This is a genomic window from Mesorhizobium sp. M0045, from assembly GCF_040323385.1.
Classification (GTDB): domain Bacteria; phylum Pseudomonadota; class Alphaproteobacteria; order Rhizobiales; family Rhizobiaceae; genus Mesorhizobium.
The window spans coordinates 26649-44844 of the sequence record NZ_JAMYUY010000017.1 but is presented as its reverse complement, the minus strand read 5'-3'; the positions used below and the strand labels follow the sequence as shown (position 1 = coordinate 44844).

The following is an 18196-nucleotide window of genomic DNA, read 5'->3' as shown; positions in this document are numbered from 1 at the left end:
TCCAACGAGCTACAAGAAGCTCTGCGGGTCGATGTCGACCTGGACTCGCACCGAGCCCCTTATCTTCGGTCCCTCGGCCAGCATGGTACGAATGAACCCTTGCATATCGGCGCGCCGCTCGCCCTGGATCAGCAGGCGAAAGCGATGGCGGCCGCCGATCAATGACAGCGGCGCCTCGGCCGGGCCGAGCACGAACAGGTCGGTGGCTTGCGGCGCGGCGCGACGCAGGCCACGGGCGTGCCCTTCGGCTTCGGCGCGTGTCGCCGCGCTGACGATGACGCCGGCGAGCCTGCCGAAGGGCGGCAGCCCCGCCCGCTCGCGCTCGGCGATCTCGCGCTCGTAGAAGGCCTCGGCGTCGCCGGAGACGATCGCGCGCATCACCGGGTGGTCGGGTTGGAAGGTCTGCAGCAGGCCGAGGCTTTTCTTGCCGGTGCGGCCGGCGCGGCCGGTCACCTGGCTGAGCAGTTGGAAGGTGCGCTCGGCGGCGCGCGGGTCGCCATTGGCAAGGCCGAGATCGGCATCGACCACACCGACCAGCGTCATGTTGGGGAAATTATGGCCCTTGGCGACGAGTTGCGTGCCGATGACGATGTCGGCCTCGCCATTGGCGATGGCTTCAAGCTCGAGCCGCAGCCGTCGCACGCCGCCCATCAGGTCGGACGACAAGACGATGGTGCGGGCATCGGGGAAATGCGCGACGACCTCCTCGGCGATGCGCTCGACGCCCGGCCCGCAGGCGACCAGATGGTCAAGCGTGCCGCATTCCGGGCAGGCTTCGGGCCGGCGTTCATTGTGCCCGCAGTGGTGGCAGACGAGCTGGCCGCGAAAGCGATGCTCGATCAGCCAGGCCGAGCAGACCGGACAGCCAAAGCGGTGGCCGCAGACCCGGCAGAGCGTCAGCGGCGCATAGCCGCGCCTGTTGAGGAACAGCAGCGACTGTTCCTTTCTCTCCAGCGTCTGCCGCATATGGCCGAGCAGCACCGGCGACAGGAAGCCGCCGCGTGCCGGCGGCGCGCGGCGCATGTCGACCGTCTTGAGATCGGGAAGTGCCGCCTCGGCAAAGCGCGCCGAAAGCACCGCCCTGCTGTAGCGGCCCTGGCTGGCATTGACCCGGCTTTCGACCGACGGCGTCGCCGAAGCGAGCACGACTGGAAAGCCGCCGATATGGCCGCGCACCACGGCCATGTCGCGCGCGTTGTAGAAGACGCGATCCTCCTGCTTGTAGGCGGGATCGTGCTCTTCGTCGACAACGATAAGTCCAAGCTCCCTGAACGGCAGGAACAGCGCCGAGCGCGCGCCGGCAACGACCCGCACGCCGCCTTCCGCCACCTGTCGCCAGACCTTTTCGCGCATTCTTGGCGGCAGGTCCGAGTGCCACTCCGCCGGCTTGGCGCCGAACCGCTCCTGGAAGCGTTCGAGAAAAGCGTGGGTCAGCGCAATTTCCGGCAGCAAGATCAGCACCTGCTTGCCACGATCGAGCGCCGCCGCGACCGCCTCGAAATAGACCTCCGTCTTGCCGGATCCGGTTACACCATCGAGCAGGGTGACCCCGAATGTGCCGGTCGCGACATTGGCGCGCAGCGTCTCGGCGGCATCGCTCTGGTCCGGCATCAGTGAAGGCTGGGCGTAGCCCGGGTCGGGTGCTGCGACCACCGGCCGCGGCGGGATCATCACCGTCTCGAATACGCCCTGCGCCCGCAGCCCGTCCACCACCGTCGACGACACGCCTGCCGCATGCGCCAGGCCGGACCGCGTCCAGGCCAGTCCGCCTTCGGCTGTCTCCAGCACGCGCGTCCTCGCCTCCGTCATCCGGTCGGGTCTGGCGAAGGTGCGCTGCAGCCCTTCGATCCACGGCTCCGGATCGAACGCCTCTGGCGCCCTGAGCAGCATGCGCGCCACCATGCCGGGCGGCGACAGCGTGTACTGCGCCACCCAATCGACAAAACGCCGCATCGCGCGGTCGATCGGCGGGCAGTCGAAAACCTGCTCGATCGGCCGCAATTTCTTCGCGTCGACCTTTTCGACGACGCCGTCCCAGACGATGCCGGCGACCTGGCGGGGCCCAAGCGGAACGCGCACGATCGAGCCCGGCACCACGCGCATGCCAGCCGGCACCGCATAGGTGTAGGGGCGCTCGGCGGGCATCGGCACCAGCACCGGTGCGGCCGCGACAAAGGGCGAATCTTCGATCATGAGGCGTGACCTTGCCCCGACTTTGGTCTAGATCAAAGTCCGACCCCAAATGTGCATGACGTGCACATGAAAAATCTTCAGGAGACCGCCATGAAATTTTTTGTCGACACCGCCGATGTCAAGGAAATCCGCGAGCTGAACGATCTGGGGCTACTCGACGGCGTAACCACCAATCCGTCGCTGATCCTGAAATCCGGCGGCAAGATCGCCGACGTCACAAGAGAGATCTGCGAGATCGTCAAGGGCCCGGTCTCGGCCGAAGTCGTCGCCACCGAATACAAGGACATGATGGCGGAGGCCAAGATCCTGGCCAGGATCGCCGACAATGTCTGCATCAAGGTGCCGCTGACGCTCGACGGCCTGAGAGCCTGCAAGGACATCCGGTCGGACGGCCGCATGGTCAACGTCACGCTGTGCTTCTCGGCCACCCAGGCGCTGCTCGCCGCCAAGGCCGGCGCCTCCTTTATCTCGCCCTTCGTCGGCCGCATCGACGACAGCGGCTGGGACGGCATGGAGCTGATTGCCGATATTCGCACCATCTATGACAATTATGACTTCCAGACTGAAATCCTGACCGCTTCGGTGCGCACCGTGAACCATGTCAAGCAGGCGGCGCTGATCGGCGCCGACGTCATCACCGCGCCGCCGGCAACGCTCAAGGCACTGGTCAAGCACCCGCTGACCGACAAGGGCCTGGAGCTGTTCCTCGCCGACTGGGCAAAGACCGGGCAGAAGATCGGCTGAAGCGACTATCCTACGAACACAAAAAGGCCGAGCAATCGGCCTTTTTTGCAGATTGCGCACTCTTGAAAGACTTAGCTTGCCGCCGGCTTGCCGTGCTTGATCAGATCCTGCGCGATCGACAGCCGCAGCACATCCGCCAGTTCGCGCGCCGCACGGTTCTCGGCGTCGATCTGGGCTCGGTATGACGCGAATTCCTGGCGGGGCCTGTCGTATGACGACGGAATCGAGCGCTTGCCCCTCGCTATGACCGTGCCCGTCTTGGCATCGCTGAGCACATAGTTGGCGGTCAGCGTCACGGTGCCGGCGGTCGGCTCGTCCTCGTCGGTCGTGACCTGCTCGATTGCCGCCGATTCGACGAGTTCGGAGACGCCCAGATCAAGCGAATAGACCGGCGAAGCTGGCTCGCCGGCGCCCTGGCCGAGTGCGAAGATCAAATTGTTGCGGACCTGCTGGGCGTAGCGGGTCTTGACCGGCTTGACCGAGATCGATGCCAGCTCCGCAGCAGCGCCGACCTGCGAGCCGGCGACCAGCGGCGCGCTCGAATAGAGCGGCCGCACCGTGCAGGCGGAAACCAGCGCCACCGAGGCGAGCAGCCCGCAAAGCACGATACGGCGCACCGTCAGCTCTGTCTTTCGCGGCTTAGGCAACGACATTGACGATCCTCTGCGGCACGATGATCACCTTGCGCGGCGCCTTACCTTCGAGCGCTTTCTGAACGAAGTCGAGAGCCAGAACCGCCTTTTCGACCGCACCTTGATCCGCGTCGCGGGCAATTGTCAAATCGCCGCGTTTCTTGCCGTTGACCTGCACCGGCAGCACGATCTCGGCGTCGACGACAAGCGAGGGATCGTAGTCCGGCCAGGGCCGCTCGGCGACAAGGTCGGTGCCGCCGAGCGTCTGCCAGCACTCCTCTGCCAGATGCGGCATGACCGGCGCGATCAGGTGCACCAGGATCTCGACGGCCTCACGGCAGGCCGCTTGCAGCGCCGGACCGGCTTTGCCCTCTGCCGCCTCGTTGAGCGGTACGGTCAAGGCATTGGCGAGCTCATAGATGCGGGCGATGGCGCGGTTGAAGGCGAGCTTTTCGATGTCCTCGCCGACCGATTTCAAGATCTTGTGCGCGGCCTTGGACACTGTCCCGGCCTCGCCGTCCTTCGCCGCCTCTGGCCGGACTCCGGCGAGCGATTCGGCAGCCGTCGACACCAGGCGCCAGATGCGCTGGATGAAGCGATGGGCGCCGGCCGCACCCTCGTCGGTCCATTCGACATCGCGCTCGGGCGGCGAGTCCGACAGCATGAACCAGCGCGCCGTATCGGCGCCGTAGCCGTCGGTGATCTCTTCCGGGCTCACCGTATTCTTCTTCGACTTCGACATTTTTTCGAGCGGACCGATCACCGCCTCTTCGCCGGTGGCGATTTCGAAGGCGCGGCGCTTGCCGTCGGCGTCTTCCAGCCTGACCTCGCTGGGCGCAAGCCAGCGGCCGTTCGAGGCGCCGCCAACCCGATAGGTCTCGTGCACCACCATGCCTTGCGTGAACAGGCCCCTGAACGGCTCGGCCAGATCGACATGGCCGGTCTCGCGCATGGCGCGGGTGAAAAAGCGCGAATAGAGCAAATGCAGGATCGCATGCTCAATGCCGCCAATATACTGGTCGACCGGCAGCCATTCGGTCGCGGCCTTGGGATCGGTCGGATCGTTTGCCCAGGGCGCCGTGAAGCGCGCGAAATACCACGAAGAATCGACGAACGTGTCCATCGTGTCGGTTTCGCGCCGCGCGTCCTTGCCGCAACGCGGGCATTTGACGTGCCGCCATGTCGGATGGCGATCGAGCGGATTGCCCGGCCGGTCGAACTCGATATCATCCGGCAGCTTGACTGGCAGGTCGGCTTTCGGCACCGGCACCACGCCGCAATCCTCGCAATGGATCATCGGGATAGGGCAGCCCCAATACCGCTGGCGCGAAATGCCCCAGTCGCGCAGGCGGAAGTTCACCTTGCGCTCGGCCATCGGCCGGTTGCCGATGGTCTTTTGTTCCAGCAGCTTCGCCACCTCGTCGAACGCCTGATCAGGCTTCATGCCGTCGAGGAAGCGCGAATTGATCATCACGCCGTCGCCGACATAGGCCTCATCGATGACCTGGAAGCTTCCTTGATTCTCGCCTTCCGGCATCACCACCGGAATGACCGGCAGGCCGTATCTGTTGGCGAAGTCGAGGTCGCGCTGGTCACCGGACGGGCAGCCGAAGATGGCGCCGGTGCCGTAGTCCATCAGCACGAAATTGGCGACGTAGACGGGGAGCGTCCACTTCTCGTCGAACGGATGGACGACGCGAATGCCGGTATCGAAGCCCTTCTTCTCCGCCGTCTCCAGGGCCGCCACCGAGGTGCCCATATGGCGGACCTCGTCGATGAACTTTGCCAGCGCCGGATTGTCTTCGGCGGCCTTTTTGGCCAGCGGATGGTCGGCGGCAATCGCCATAAAGGAGGCCCCGAAGATGGTGTCAGGCCTTGTCGTATAGATTTCGAGCTCATGCTCGCCGGCTGCTGGCTTGGCCAGCGGCCAGCGGATCAGCAGCCCTTCCGAACGGCCGATCCAGTTCGCCTGCATCAGCTTCACTTTTTCCGGCCAGTCGTCGAGTTGATCGAGCGAATCCAGCAGGTCCTGCGCGTAGTCGGTGATCTTGAAGAACCACTGCGTCAGCTCGCGCTGTTCCACCAGCGCGCCTGAGCGCCAGCCGCGTCCGTCGATGACCTGCTCGTTGGCAAGCACCGTCATGTCCTCCGGATCCCAGTTGACCTTGGAGGATTTGCGCGTCACCAGCCCCTTCTCGACGAAATCGAGGAACAGCATCTGCTGGCGGTGATAGTAATCGACATCGCAGGTGGCGAACTCGCGCGCCCAATCGAGCGACAGGCCCATGACCTTGAGTTGCTCGCGCATGGCGGCGATGTTCTGATAGGTCCAGTCCTTGGGATGGACCTTGTTCTGCATCGCCGCGTTTTCGGCTGGCATGCCAAAGGCGTCCCAGCCCATCGGGTGCAGCACGTTGAAACCCTTGGCCCGCTTGTAGCGCGCCACCACGTCGCCCATCGTATAGTTGCGGGTATGGCCGATATGGATGCGCCCCGACGGATAGGGGAACATCTCCAGCACGTAATATTTCGGGCGCGGGTCGTCATTGTCGGCTTCGAACAGCTTCTTGGCGTCCCAGGCCTTCTGCCATTTGGGCTCTGACGCGCGCGGATTGTATCGTTCGGTTGCCATCGGGTGTTTTTCACTTAAAAGCATGCGCGAGCCGCCGGACAATGCCCGGGCGGCTCAGGAAATGTCGTCGCGGTGTTCACCATGGATTGCCGGACCCGTCAACTGCGGCGATCCGGCGAAAGCCAAACACAGGCAGGATATAGGCATGGCGAGCGCCGTCGAACAGCTTTTCACGGTTAAGACAAGGATCGCTGCCGCCGAGCGCGAGGCAGGACGCGACGCTGGAGCGGTGACGCTGGTCGCGGTCTCGAAAACCTTCGACGCCGCCGATATCCGCCCCGTCATCGAGGCCGGCCAGCGCGTCTTCGGCGAAAACCGGGTTCAGGAAGCACAAGCCAAATGGCCGGCACTGCGGACGGCGTTTCCCGATGTCGAGCTGCATCTGATCGGTCCACTGCAATCGAACAAGGCAAAGGAAGCGGTGGCATTGTTCGACGTCATCGAAACCGTCGACCGTGAAAAGATCGCCGCCGAACTCGCCAAGGAGATCGCCAGGCAAGGCCGGTCACCAAGGCTGTATGTCCAGGTCAACACCGGCTCCGAGCCGCAAAAGGCCGGCATCGAGCCGCGCGAGGCTATCGCCTTCGTGGCCCGCTGCCGCTCGGTTCACGCCCTCGCCATCGAAGGGCTGATGTGCATTCCGCCGGCCGGCGAGAACCCCGGTCCGCATTTCGCGCTGCTGGAAAAGCTTGGGCTTGAGGCCGGGGTCGACAAGTTCTCCATGGGCATGTCCGGCGACTACGAAACCGCGATCGCCTTCGGCGCGACCAGTGTCAGGGTTGGATCGGCGATTTTCGGCGCCAGATGAGGCGCAGCCGGCCTTAGGCCACAGGCTGACATTGACTAAGCCAAGGTATAGAAACGGAACGTTTCGTTCCTATATGGCTCGAGTTATTCTCAACCCGTCTGGAGCCACCATGCGTTACAATCAACTTGGAAATACGGGGATGTTCGTCTCCGAACTTTGCCTCGGCACGATGACGTTCGGCGCGGCCGGCGAGAATGCCCAATGGGGCCTGATCGCCAGCCTCGACCAGAAGGGCGTTGACGAGATCGTTGCCCGCTCGCTCGCCGCCGGCGTCAATTTCTTCGACACGGCGGATGTCTATTCCTTCGGCGCCTCGGAACGGCTTCTCGGCCAGTCGCTCAGGAACCTTGGCGTCAACCGGCAGGACGTGATCATCGCCACCAAGGTTCATGGCGCCATGGGTGGAGGCCCGAACCAGCGTGGTTCCTCGCGCGGCCACATCATGGATTCGGTCGAAGGCAGCCTCGAACGGCTGCAGCTGGATCATATCGATCTCTACCAACTGCACGGCACCGACACGGTGACGCCGATCGACGAAACGCTGCGGGCGCTCGACGACCTGGTTGCCGCCGGCAAGGTCCGCTATGTCGGCGTCTCGAACTGGCAGGCCTGGCGCATCGCCAAGGCGCTGGGTATTGCCGAGCGCAAAGGCTTTGCCCGCTTCGAGACCGTGCAGTCGTATTATTCGATCGCCGGCCGCGATCTCGAGCGCGAGATCGTGCCGCTGCTCAGCGAGGAGAAGCTCGGGCTGATGGTCTGGTCGCCGATGGCTGGCGGCCTGCTCTCCGGCAAATACGGACCGGGCGCCCCCGGCAATGGCGAGGGCCGCCGCGCCAGCTTCAATTTCCCGCCGGTCAATGAGGACCGTGCCTGGGCAGCAGTCGCCGTTATGCGCGAGATCGCCGCCAAGCACGGCGCCAGCGTCGCTACGGTGGCGCTCGGCTATGTCCTGGCCAAGCCATTCGTGATGAGCGTCATCATCGGCGCCAGCCGCATGGAGCAGCTGGAACAGAACCTTGCAGCCACCGAGTTGTTGCTCGATGCCGATGATCTTGTTCGCCTCGACGAAGTCAGTGCCCTGCCCGCCGAATATCCGGGCTGGATGCTAGAGCGTCAGGCGGCCGGCCGACGGCCGGCGCCCTTTGTGCCGAAAAAGTAACTCAATCTTACCTTCCTCACCTTCGTTGCTTCGGGAGCCGGCAGGCTCCCGATCGTTTTGGGCTCAGTTCAGCCGGACAGTCTCGACCAAAAAGTCCAAAAAGGCCCGCACCCGCGCCGGCAGATGCTTGCCTTGGCCGACATAGACGGCGTGGGTGAGTTCCTCGTCGCCGGGGTTGAACTCTTCCAGCAGCGGCAGGAGCCGGCCGGCGGCAATGTCGGCCTCCACATGCCAGCTTGCCAGCCGGGCGATGCCCGCCCCCGAGAGAGCCATCAGCCGCATCGCCTCGCCGTCGCTGACCAGCGTATTTCCGATGATCGACAGGGTGATCGGCTTGCCGGCGGCATCGATAAAAGGCCAGCCCTCGAGGTGGCGTACGAAACGGAAGCCCATCCGGTTGTGACGATCGAGATCGGCGGGCGTCATGGGCGTGCCACGCGCTTCGAGATACGATGGCGCCGCAACGACGACCACCCGGCTCTGCCCGAGCTTGCGCGCCACCAGCCGTGATTCGCCGAGTGGCCCGGCCCGGATGGCGACGTCAGCGCGCTCCTCCATCAGGTCGATGACATCGTCGGTCAACACCAGATCGACCGAGATTTCGGGGTAGCGCTCTAGAAAACGCGGCAAAATCGGGATCAGCCGATGCTGCCCGAAAGGCACGTAGCTGTTGATCCGCAGCCGGCCACGCGGCGCGGCACCCGCCGCCGCCTCGCGCTCGGCCGCTGCCATATCGGCCAGGATACGCACGCCGCTGTCGAAGAAGGCCGCCCCCTCCGGCGTCAGTTGCAGCTTGCGCGTCGAACGGCTGACCAGCCGCGCGCCGAGCCGTGCCTCCAGCCGCGCAATCAGCTTGCTCACCGCCGACGGGGTCATCCGCAACGCACGGGCAGCGGCCGAAAAGCTGCCCGCCTCGACCACGCGGACGAACACTTCGATCTCGCCGGAGCGGTTGATGTCGGGCCTGGCCATTGGTGAATCTATTTCACAGACGATGTGCCCGATGCAAGGCTGGTTCACGGCACATCGCGACACGATCTTCCGGATTGGGGCGTAGGAGGAGCACGGCGCCCGTCGTCAAAACTGGTCGTCATCGAAGTGGGAACCGCCATGCCGTTTGCTCTTTACGCTCTTGCCGCCGGTGCGTTCGGCATCGGCGTCACCGAATTCGTCATAATGGGACTGCTGCTCGACGTCAGCACCGATCTCGACGTCTCGATCTCGGCTGCCGGCCAGCTTATTTCCGGCTATGCGCTCGGCGTCGTCATCGGCGCGCCGCTGCTGACGATCGCAACCGGCCGTTGGCCGCGCAAGACCGTGCTTCTGTCGCTGATGGCGATCTTCACGCTGGGCAACCTCGCCTGTGCGCTTGCCCCAGACTACTGGACGCTGATGGGTGCGCGCGTGCTGACCGCCTTCGCCCACGGCACCTTCTTCGGCGTCGGCTCGGTCGTGGCGACCGGGCTGGTGGCGCCCAACAAGAAAGCTTCGGCGATCGCCCTGATGTTCACCGGCCTGACCATCGCCAACATCCTCGGCGTGCCCTTCGGCACTTGGCTCGGCCAGGCCTTCGGCTGGCGCGCGACGTTCTGGGCGGTGACCCTGGTCGGCATCGCCGCCTTCGCCATCATTCTCCTGCTGGTGCCGCGCAGCCGAACAGAACCTGAGAAGAGCAATTTGCGCGCCGATCTCGCCGTGCTCGGCCGCACGCCCGTCCTGCTTGGCTTTGCCACCACCGTGCTTGGCTATGCCGGCGTCTTTGCCGTCTTCACCTACATCGCCCCGTTGCTGACCGAGATCACCGGTTTTGAGGAAGCAGCGGTGTCGCCTATCCTGCTGGTCTTCGGCGGCGGCCTCATCGCCGGCAACATCGCCGGCGGCAAGTTCGCCGACCGCCGGCTGCTACCTTCCGTTCTCGGCAGTCTCGTCGTCCTGGCGCTGGTGCTCGGCACCATGACCTTCGCCCTGCACAGCCAGGTCATGGCCGTTATCTATGTCGGCCTGCTCGGCGCCGCCGCCTTCGCCACCGTGGCGCCACTGCAGATGTGGGTGCTGGAAAAGGCACAAGGCGCCGGCCAGAGCCTCGCCTCGTCCTTCAACATCGCCGCCTTCAACCTCGGCAACGCGGCCGGCGCCTGGCTCGGCGGCGTGGTCATCGCGCACGGTCCCGGCCTCGGCGCCGTCACCTGGGTCGCGGCCCTGTTGCCGCTTTCAGCGCTTGCCGTGGCGGCGTTTGCTCTGCGCCTCGACCGAGACCCCGCCCTCCCCACACCGGAAATCGCGCCGTCATAGAACGGCAAACCTCAACCAATCTTTGAAACAGCCATCCTTCCACAAGGAGCAAACCCATGGATTATCGAAATCTTGGCGCATCAGGCCTGAAGGTCCCGGCACTCTCGTTCGGCGCTGGAACCTTCGGCGGTTCAGGCCCGCTGTTCGGCGCCTGGGGCAACAGCGATGCGACGGAAGCACGGCGGCTGGTCGACATCTGCCTAGAGGCCGGCGTCAACCTGTTCGACACCGCCGATGTCTATTCGATTGGCGCTTCCGAACAAGTGCTCGGCGCTGCCATCAAAGGCCGCCGCGACGCCGTGCTGATCTCGACCAAGACCTCGCTGCCGATGGGCGACGGTCCCAACGATGCCGGCTCGTCACGTTCACGCCTGATCAAGGCCGTCGAAGACGCGCTGAAGCGTCTTGGCACCGATTACATCGACCTGCTGCAACTGCACGCCTTTGATGCCGCAACACCGATCGAGGAAGTGCTGTCGACGCTGGACGGTCTCGTGCGCGCCGGCAAGCTGCGTTATGCCGGCGTCTCCAATTTTTCCGGCTGGCAAGTGATGAAGTCACTCGGCCTGGCGGACAGATATGGCTATCCCCGATACGTCGCCCATCAGGTCTACTACTCGCTGGTCGGACGCGATTATGAATGGGAGTTGATGCCGCTCGGCCTCGACCAGGGTGTCGGTGCGCTGGTGTGGAGCCCACTCGGCTGGGGCCGCCTGACCGGCAAGATCCGCCGTGGCCAGAAGCTGCCTGAGAAAAGCCGGCTGCATGACACGGCAAGCTTCGGACCGCCCGTCGAGGATGAGCATCTCTATCGGGTCGTCGACGCGCTTGATGTTGTCGCCGAGGAAACCGGCAAGACCCTACCGCAGATCGCCATCAATTGGCTGCTGCAGCGGCCGACCGTCGCCTCCGTCATCATTGGCGCGCGCAACGAGGAGCAGTTGCGCCAGAATCTCGGCGCCGTCGGCTGGTCCTTGACAGCCGAGCAGATGAAGAAGCTCGACACGGCAAGTGAGGTCACCGCACCCTACCCGTATTTTCCCTATCGCCGGCAGGAGGGGTTTGCCCGGCTGAACGCGCCCGCAGTCTGACGCTCCAAAAGCTGGCGGCGGCTCCCGGGGCTGCCGCCCCCGGCTAATGCAGCACGAACTCGCCGTCGACCTTGCGCCATTCGTTCGGCGCGATCAGCTTCTGGTGCGTGTAGCTGACCGAATGCAGCGGGCCTTCGAGCTCGGCCTTCCAGAACTCGATGAAGCGGATCAGCACCGGAAATTTCGGGGCGATGTCGTAATCCTGCCAGATGAAGCTCTGCAGCAGATGCGGATGATCGGGAAAGTGATAAAGAATCTTGGCCGTGGTCAAGCCATAGCCCTTGAGCATCAGGTCCATTTCTGAATGGTCGCGCATTGCGGTCCCCTGGTTGATTCTCCTTCCTCCCAGCCTGAAATTGTGCACCCCATTTGCTTATTCGTCTATTGATATTTCTGCGATCAAACCAGATTCCTCCCGCAAAAACATGCGCTTAGCAGCCGCCTCACGAGAGTGCTGACACCGCCTGGCAAGGCACCTGCGGCATCCCGCCGCGCGAATCCAACGTCTAATGTTGCCGTCACCGCCGAACTGTTAATAATGCGCGCGAATTCGCGGCCGCATCGCTGCGATCCTGCCGGCGGTCAAGCCGGCGGTTTGGTTTTGGGGAGGAAGGCGAAGAAATGTCCGATGTTCATGTCCATCGCGTCCAGCCGGCGTGGAAGAAGAACGCGCTGATTGACAATGACACCTACCTGAAATGGTACGCCGACAGCGTCAAGAACCCGGACAAGTTCTGGGGCAAGCACGGCAAGCGCATCGACTGGTTCAAGGCCTACAGCAAGGTCAAGAACACGTCCTTCGACGGCAAGGTTTCGATCAAATGGTTCGAGGATGGCCAGACAAACGTTTCCTGGAATTGCATCGACCGGCATCTGAAGAAGCGCGGCGAACAGACCGCCATCATCTGGGAAGGCGACAATCCCTACGACGACAGGAAGATCACCTATAACGAACTTCACGCACATGTCTGCCGCCTCGCCAATGTGATGAAGAAGCACGGCGTCAAGAAGGGCGACCGCGTCACCATCTACATGCCGATGATCCCGGAGGCCGCTTATGCGATGCTCGCCTGCACGCGCATCGGCGCCATTCATTCGGTCGTCTTCGGCGGCTTTTCGCCGGACGCGCTGGCCGGACGCATCGACGACTGCAAGTCGACCTTCGTCATCACCGCCGACGAAGGCCTGCGCGGCGGCAAGACTATCCCGCTGAAGGACAACACCGACAAGGCGATCGAGATCGCCGCCAAGGCCGGAACAAAAGTCGAAAAGGTCTTGGTCGTGCGCCGCACCGGCGGCAAGACCGGCTGGGCCGCCGGGCGCGACGTCTGGTACCATGACGAGGTCGCCACGGTTAAGGCCGAATGCAAGCCCGAGAAGATGAACGCCGAGGACCCGCTGTTCATCCTCTACACATCCGGCTCGACCGGCAAGCCGAAGGGGGTGCTGCACACCACAGCCGGCTATCTCGTCTATGTCTCGATGACCCACCAATATGTCTTCGACTATCATGACGGCGACATCTACTGGTGCACCGCCGATGTCGGCTGGGTCACCGGTCACAGCTATATCGTCTACGGGCCGCTCGCCAACGGCGCCACCACGCTGATGTTCGAAGGCGTGCCGAACTACCCGTCGCAGTCGCGTTTCTGGGACGTGATCGACAAGCACAAGGTCAACATCTTCTACACGGCGCCGACCGCGTTGCGTGCGCTGATGGGCGCCGGCGATGCCCATGTCACCAAAACGTCGCGCAAGTCGCTGCGCGTGCTGGGCACCGTCGGCGAGCCGATCAATCCGGAAGCCTGGGAGTGGTATTTCAACGTCGTCGGCAACGGCAAGGTGCCGATCGTCGACACCTGGTGGCAGACCGAGACCGGCGGCATCATGATCACGCCGCTTCCGGGCGCCACCCACCTCAAGGCGGGTTCGGCGACGCGGCCCTTCTTTGGCCTCAAGCCGCAGCTGGTCGACGCCGACGGCAAGGTACTGGAAGGCGAAGCCAGCGGCAATCTTTGCATTGCCGACTCATGGCCGGGCCAGATGCGCACCGTCTATGGCGATCACGACCGCTTCGTGCAGACCTATTTCTCGACCTACAAGGGCAGGTACTTCACCGGCGACGGCTGCCGCCGCGATGCTGACGGCTACTACTGGATCACCGGCCGGGTCGACGACGTCATCAACGTCTCTGGCCACCGCATGGGCACCGCCGAGGTCGAATCGGCGCTGGTTTCGCATGAGAAGGTCTCGGAGGCCGCCGTCGTCGGCTACCCGCACGATATCAAGGGCCAGGGCATCTACTGCTATGTCACGCTGATGGCCGGCGAGACGCCGAGCGAGGACTTGCGCCAGGAGCTCGTCGTCCATGTCCGCAAGGAGATCGGCGCCATCGCTTCGCCCGACAAGATCCAGTTCGCGCCCGGCCTGCCGAAGACCCGTTCCGGCAAGATCATGCGGCGCATCCTGCGCAAGATCGCCGACGATGATTTTGCCGCGCTCGGCGACACCTCGACGCTCGCCGATCCGGCAGTCGTCGACGACCTGATCGCCAACCGGCAAAACAAGAAGGGCTGATGCAACCCGCATTGGGCGCCGTCACCGAGCTTTGGCGCTATCCCGCGAGCTCGCTCGCCGGCGAGTTTCAGGAGGCGATCTCCGTCGACTGGTATACCGTCGAAGGCGACCGCCTGTTTGGTCTTGTCGATACCTCGACCGATGAAATCGCACGGCCCGACCGCGAAGCGAAATGGCACAAGGTGCCCCGCATCCGCACCCGGCTGTCGCAGGCCGGCAGGCTGGAGGTCGCCATCCCCGACGGACGCTGGCTTTCGGCACCTGGCGCGCAAAGTGATCGCACGGTTTCCGCGTATCTCGGCTTTGCGGCTTCCATCCGGCCGTTCCGCCGGGAAAATGCGGCTCCGGATTATGCCGGCCCTCTGCTGACGGAACGCTATGTCAAAGCCCCTATTCATCTGCTGACCACCGCCTCACTGGCGCGTTTGAAAGTGCTGCATCCAGAGGGCACCGCCGACGCGCGCCGCTTCCGCCCCAACATCGTCGTCGATATGCCGGAGGTCGAGGGGTCGTTCCCCGAGACGGAATGGATCGGGCGCAAGCTGGCAATCGGCGACCTGCTCCTGACCATCTCCGAGCCGTGCCGCCGCTGCGGCTTCACCATCATTGGCCAGGACGGGTTCGACCACGACCCGGCAATCCTGCGCAGCCTGGTCCGCCACAACGCCCATAATCTCGGCGTCTACTGCACCGTCGACCGACCGGCCCGCGTCGAGATCGGCGCCACGATGCGCCTCCTGTAGCTATCGGTACAAATCCGCCCGCGTCGGCGGCAGGCCGCTCGGCCCACGCGCGCGCCTTGTGGCGACGGTCTGGAAAACCTGGGCCGATGCACGTTCGAAGGTAATCGAGCAGCCGGTGAGATAAAGCAGCCAGAGCCGCGCCTTGGCTTCGCCGACCTCAGCGATGGCTTCGTCAAAGCGTGCGTGGAGACGCTCTGCCCATAGCCTGCAGGTGCGCGCATAGTGCTCGCGCAAGTTTTCTACGTCGTAGACGAGGAAGCCGTGCGCCTCGAGATTGCCGAGCGTCATACCGATCGTATCGAGTTCGCCGCCCGGAAAAATGTATTTGATCAGCGCCTTGAATTCCGGCCCCTTGCGCAGCGTCTTCTTCAAGCTGCCCTTGTCGCGCCGGGTGATGGCGTGGTGCAGATAGATGCCGCCGGGCTTGAGCAGGCGATGGATCCTCGAGAAATAGGCAGCATGGTTGGCAAGCCCCAGATGTTCGAACATGCCGATCGACGAGATCTTGTCGAAGGAGCCGGACAGCTCGGCATAGGACTTGATCTCGATGGTGATGCGGTCCTCCAGCCCCGCGGCGCGGATGCGTTCGCGGGCGAGCTCGGTCTGTGCCTCCGACAGCGAAACGCCGTGGCCGACGACGCCATAATTCTTCACCGCATGGATGAGCATCGCTCCCCAGCCGCAGCCGATGTCGAGCAGTTTTTCGCCGGGCTTCAGCCGAAGCTTGCGGCAGATATGGTCGAGCTTGTCTCTTTGGGCCTGATCGATATCGTTGGCGAAATCCTTGAAATAGCCGCAGCTATAGACCATGCGCTCGTCGAGGAAGAGCCGGTAGAATGCGTTGGAAATATCGTAGTGATGCTGGATCGCCTCCTTGCTCGACCCGCTGACGTAAGGATTGCGGCCGGAAAGATCGGTTCGCGCCGTCATCTGTTTTCGCGAAAACAGCACCGCCGGCAGGTCGCGCAGGATCGCCAGCTTCGGCAACGTCTTGAGCTTCGTCCTGAGCTTGCCATGCGTGGGCAAGGCGTAGAAATCGAACAGCGATCCGTCTTCGACGTCGACCGCCTTGGCAATCCACATCTCGATCAGCGTCGATAAAGAGGGCCGACGTACGATCTGCCAGACGATGTCCTGGTCGTTGATAGTGAGCACCGGGCCGGTAGCCGGGCCGATCCGCTCGCCTGTCCACAGCCTCACCGCGAAACCCGGTTTCAGCGTTTCAATGACCGTCCGAACAATCCGGGCCGCTCTTTCGGCTGCCTCCATCCCCATCCTCCCTTACCCGGCAAAAAGCGGCCCGGAACAATCGCGGCTCGATCTTGCCTGCCGGATCGGCCGGCCGCAAGCCGCCCGAGTGCACAAGCACGCTTGTTCAGGATTTTCGAGTGCCCCGCCTTGCCATTTGCCGGATGACACCCCATCATGAGCAAGTGTTCAACAAATCGAAAGGAGGTGATCCGATGTCGAGTGATTTCGTTTTCCAGAACGTGGCCTCAGCGGATCGCACTTTCGGGAAGCAGTCTTCCCGTTAAGGCGCGAGATGCGCGGCTGGCGACCAACCGTCGCAGCCAGGAGCCGCGCCATGGACGGAAACACGGAAGGCCGCCGACTTCGCAAGAAGCGGCGGCCTTTTCCTTTTTGGGCTGTTGTCCCTTATTTGGTTACACTCAACATCTCGACGTTGCGCGCTATGTCCTGGAAAGCCTGGTTGAGTTCGGTTCCATTGGCAGCTTGGTAGAAGTGCTTGATCTTGGTGGTGTCCGGGCTCGCGCAATCCTGGAGCGTCGCCTTGGCATTCGTTTCGTTTAGGTCAAATCCAATAGTGAAGATCTCGATGCCCTTGTCGCGCATGGCAGCGCAAAGTTTCTTGGCTGCCGTGCGGGTCGGCTCCTTGCCGGCGTCATTGTAAACGTCGCTCACCGTGCTCGCATCGAAGTAGGACAGGTTGAATTCGCCATCGGTCATCAGGATCGCGATTTTGGCGACCTTTTTTGGATCCATCTTGGCCGGCCGCTGCGAAGTCCTCATTATGCTCCCCCAGCTCTCCGAGAGCATGTACCAGGTCCACTGCACGCCGATATGGCCGGCAGTGCCGCCGGAGGCGACGAAATTCTTGATGACCGTCTTGAGTGCCGTCGCATCGGCCGTCAGCGGCATCAGCGTGGCGGCCGGGCAGGCGGCGGTGCCGGTTTGCCAGGCGAAGGACGACAGCAGGTAGTCGCGGTTGACCATGCTGGCGTCGGGGCCTGCGTCCGAATACTGGTAGGTCCCCTTGCGTTCTGTGGCGCAATTATCGGGACGGATGAAGCCCGAGACATACTGCACGGCGTCATTGGCCGGCGCCTGTTTGCGTTGGCTGGCGGTGGTTTCCACATAGACGCTGCTGGTGGCAAGTGTACCGGCATTCACCGAATTGGCATAAGGCACGATGGCAACCCGCACGCGCGGTTTGGACGGGTCCTGACCGCCCAGGAAGCTGTCGACAGCATTCGCCGCAGCCGTCCGCAGATCGATGATTTTCTGGCCTGCCATCGAGCCGGTAACATCGAGCATCATCGCGACTTCGATCTGCTTGTCCGAATAGAGAGCCGTCGTCGATGCGGGAACGCGCTGCATGCTACCCGTGCTGAAAAGCGGGAAATAATAGCTGACATTGACATGAACGTCCGCCTGAACGGTCTTGGCGATTCGGTCGACAGTCAGTTTGTCTAGAACGATCTGATTGTCCTGCAGGATACCCGCCGTGCTGTTGGCATCGAGAAAGGCCTGCACCGATTTGCTTGCGTCAGCCTCGCTGATGACGCTGGTCGTCAAGTCGCGGGCCGTCGAGGTGACCGCAGCATCGACGACGCCTTGCAGGCTCGATTTCACATTGTAGAGTTGGGAGACGTTGACGGCAAAGCCGACGCTCAGCGCCAGTACTGAGCCGATTATGCCAAACAGCACCGCGAAATTTCCGCTGCGATCCCCGGCAAAGCCGCCGATCGCCTGAACAAGACCCCCGAAACGCCGCATTCCTTCCGCCTCCATTCGCTACAGCCTGCAGCTGTCCGAACGCGCATTGCAGGAATCCGGCCGGATCGCGCCGCCGGGCGGGAAAGCGAGCAGCCCCCGCTCAGGCCCTTGTTTCCAAACGGTTTCGAGCAGCGACAAGGTAAACAGCGGGTAAACGAAAGCCGCGTCGGCGCGGCTTTGTTCACAAAGCGCTTACCACGATCCGGCTCGCAATTCGGAACGGCCGGATGGCGTCCCGATCCGGTACAGACGAGATGTCTCGAACCGGATCAGCACGACCGCGATGGCGGGACGTGGAAACATGGGC

General features: G+C 63.4%; 14 protein-coding genes. 7 read left to right on the top strand and 7 right to left on the bottom strand.

Going from position 1 to position 18196, the window contains the following annotated elements; all coding sequences use genetic code 11:
* Positions 1–9: 9 nt before the first annotated feature.
* Positions 10–2193, bottom strand: coding sequence for a primosomal protein N' (locus tag NKJ72_RS23230; RefSeq protein ID WP_352479577.1), 2184 nt, complete (start codon positions 2191–2193; stop codon positions 10–12).
* A gap of 90 nt (positions 2194–2283) precedes the next feature.
* Here NKJ72_RS23230 and fsa point away from each other — a divergent pair, with 90 nt between their 5' ends.
* Complete coding sequence (fsa, locus tag NKJ72_RS23225) at positions 2284–2937, top strand: fructose-6-phosphate aldolase (RefSeq protein WP_023678103.1); 654 nt, start codon at positions 2284–2286, stop codon at positions 2935–2937.
* 71 nt (positions 2938–3008) lie between these two features.
* On the opposite strand, the gene NKJ72_RS23220 is transcribed toward fsa, so the two are convergent.
* A complete protein-coding gene (locus tag NKJ72_RS23220; protein WP_352479576.1) occupies positions 3009–3590 on the bottom strand; it encodes an LPS assembly lipoprotein LptE in 582 nt (193 codons plus the stop codon).
* Positions 3577–6201, bottom strand: a complete 2625-nt coding sequence (leuS, locus tag NKJ72_RS23215) for a leucine--tRNA ligase (RefSeq protein ID WP_352479575.1) — start codon at positions 6199–6201, stop codon at positions 3577–3579. The genes NKJ72_RS23220 and leuS overlap by 14 nt, the downstream gene beginning before the upstream one ends.
* Positions 6202–6346: 145 nt before the next feature.
* Between leuS and NKJ72_RS23210 the strand changes: the two genes are divergently transcribed.
* Together NKJ72_RS23210 and NKJ72_RS23205 are read left to right on the top strand one after the other, a co-directional pair.
* The gene (locus NKJ72_RS23210) at positions 6347–7009 is read left to right on the top strand and encodes a YggS family pyridoxal phosphate-dependent enzyme (protein ID WP_352479574.1); all 663 of its coding nucleotides are present in this window, start codon (positions 6347–6349) and stop codon (positions 7007–7009) included.
* 109 nt (positions 7010–7118) lie between these two features.
* Positions 7119–8168: an aldo/keto reductase gene (locus NKJ72_RS23205; RefSeq protein WP_352479573.1), complete on the top strand. Its 1050-nt coding sequence runs from the start codon at positions 7119–7121 to the stop codon at positions 8166–8168.
* A gap of 63 nt (positions 8169–8231) precedes the next feature.
* Here NKJ72_RS23205 and NKJ72_RS23200 read toward each other — a convergent pair whose 3' ends face one another.
* On the bottom strand, positions 8232–9140 hold the full coding sequence (locus tag NKJ72_RS23200) for a LysR family transcriptional regulator (protein ID WP_352479572.1): 909 nt from the start codon (positions 9138–9140) through the stop codon (positions 8232–8234).
* Between the two features lie 138 nt (positions 9141–9278).
* Between NKJ72_RS23200 and NKJ72_RS23195 the strand changes: the two genes are divergently transcribed.
* Both NKJ72_RS23195 and NKJ72_RS23190 read left to right on the top strand, forming a co-directional pair.
* Positions 9279–10460 (top strand): MFS transporter, encoded by a 1182-nt coding sequence (locus tag NKJ72_RS23195; protein WP_352479571.1) that lies wholly within the window; start codon positions 9279–9281, stop codon positions 10458–10460.
* Positions 10461–10516: 56 nt separating this feature from the next.
* On the top strand, positions 10517–11551 hold the full coding sequence (locus NKJ72_RS23190; RefSeq protein WP_352479570.1) for an aldo/keto reductase: 1035 nt from the start codon (positions 10517–10519) through the stop codon (positions 11549–11551).
* 43 nt (positions 11552–11594) lie between these two features.
* Here the strand turns inward: NKJ72_RS23190 and NKJ72_RS23185 are convergent, their stop codons facing one another.
* On the bottom strand, positions 11595–11867 hold the full coding sequence (locus NKJ72_RS23185; RefSeq protein WP_254820441.1) for an usg protein: 273 nt from the start codon (positions 11865–11867) through the stop codon (positions 11595–11597).
* A 305-nt stretch (positions 11868–12172) separates the two neighbouring features.
* Between NKJ72_RS23185 and acs the strand changes: the two genes are divergently transcribed.
* Complete coding sequence (acs, locus tag NKJ72_RS23180) at positions 12173–14128, top strand: acetate--CoA ligase (RefSeq protein ID WP_352479569.1); 1956 nt, start codon at positions 12173–12175, stop codon at positions 14126–14128.
* Entirely contained in the window at positions 14128–14871 is a 744-nt protein-coding gene (locus NKJ72_RS23175) for an MOSC domain-containing protein (RefSeq protein WP_352479568.1), read from the top strand. The genes acs and NKJ72_RS23175 overlap by 1 nt, the downstream gene beginning before the upstream one ends.
* On the opposite strand, the gene NKJ72_RS23170 is transcribed toward NKJ72_RS23175, so the two are convergent.
* Both NKJ72_RS23170 and NKJ72_RS23165 read right to left on the bottom strand, forming a co-directional pair.
* Positions 14872–16140, bottom strand: coding sequence for a class I SAM-dependent methyltransferase (locus NKJ72_RS23170; protein ID WP_352479567.1), 1269 nt, complete (start codon positions 16138–16140; stop codon positions 14872–14874).
* A gap of 387 nt (positions 16141–16527) precedes the next feature.
* Entirely contained in the window at positions 16528–17889 is a 1362-nt protein-coding gene (locus NKJ72_RS23165; protein WP_352479566.1) for a pilus assembly protein TadG-related protein, read from the bottom strand.
* Positions 17890–18196 lie beyond the last annotated feature (307 nt).

What these genes read in the sequence shown, in the direction of transcription:
- NKJ72_RS23230 (WP_352479577.1), bottom strand. Translation starts at nt 2,193, where the DNA reads ATGATCGAAGATTCGCCCTTTGTCGCGGCCGCACCGGTGCTGGTGCCG.
- fsa (WP_023678103.1), top strand. Translation starts at nt 2,284, where the DNA reads ATGAAATTTTTTGTCGACACCGCCGATGTCAAGGAAATCCGCGAGCTG.
- NKJ72_RS23220 (WP_352479576.1), bottom strand. Translation starts at nt 3,590, where the DNA reads ATGTCGTTGCCTAAGCCGCGAAAGACAGAGCTGACGGTGCGCCGTATC.
- leuS (WP_352479575.1), bottom strand. Translation starts at nt 6,201, where the DNA reads ATGGCAACCGAACGATACAATCCGCGCGCGTCAGAGCCCAAATGGCAG.
- NKJ72_RS23210 (WP_352479574.1), top strand. Translation starts at nt 6,347, where the DNA reads ATGGCGAGCGCCGTCGAACAGCTTTTCACGGTTAAGACAAGGATCGCT.
- NKJ72_RS23205 (WP_352479573.1), top strand. Translation starts at nt 7,119, where the DNA reads ATGCGTTACAATCAACTTGGAAATACGGGGATGTTCGTCTCCGAACTT.
- NKJ72_RS23200 (WP_352479572.1), bottom strand. Translation starts at nt 9,140, where the DNA reads ATGGCCAGGCCCGACATCAACCGCTCCGGCGAGATCGAAGTGTTCGTC.
- NKJ72_RS23195 (WP_352479571.1), top strand. Translation starts at nt 9,279, where the DNA reads ATGCCGTTTGCTCTTTACGCTCTTGCCGCCGGTGCGTTCGGCATCGGC.
- NKJ72_RS23190 (WP_352479570.1), top strand. Translation starts at nt 10,517, where the DNA reads ATGGATTATCGAAATCTTGGCGCATCAGGCCTGAAGGTCCCGGCACTC.
- NKJ72_RS23185 (WP_254820441.1), bottom strand. Translation starts at nt 11,867, where the DNA reads ATGCGCGACCATTCAGAAATGGACCTGATGCTCAAGGGCTATGGCTTG.
- acs (WP_352479569.1), top strand. Translation starts at nt 12,173, where the DNA reads ATGTCCGATGTTCATGTCCATCGCGTCCAGCCGGCGTGGAAGAAGAAC.
- NKJ72_RS23175 (WP_352479568.1), top strand. Translation starts at nt 14,128, where the DNA reads ATGCAACCCGCATTGGGCGCCGTCACCGAGCTTTGGCGCTATCCCGCG.
- NKJ72_RS23170 (WP_352479567.1), bottom strand. Translation starts at nt 16,140, where the DNA reads ATGGAGGCAGCCGAAAGAGCGGCCCGGATTGTTCGGACGGTCATTGAA.
- NKJ72_RS23165 (WP_352479566.1), bottom strand. Translation starts at nt 17,889, where the DNA reads ATGCGGCGTTTCGGGGGTCTTGTTCAGGCGATCGGCGGCTTTGCCGGG.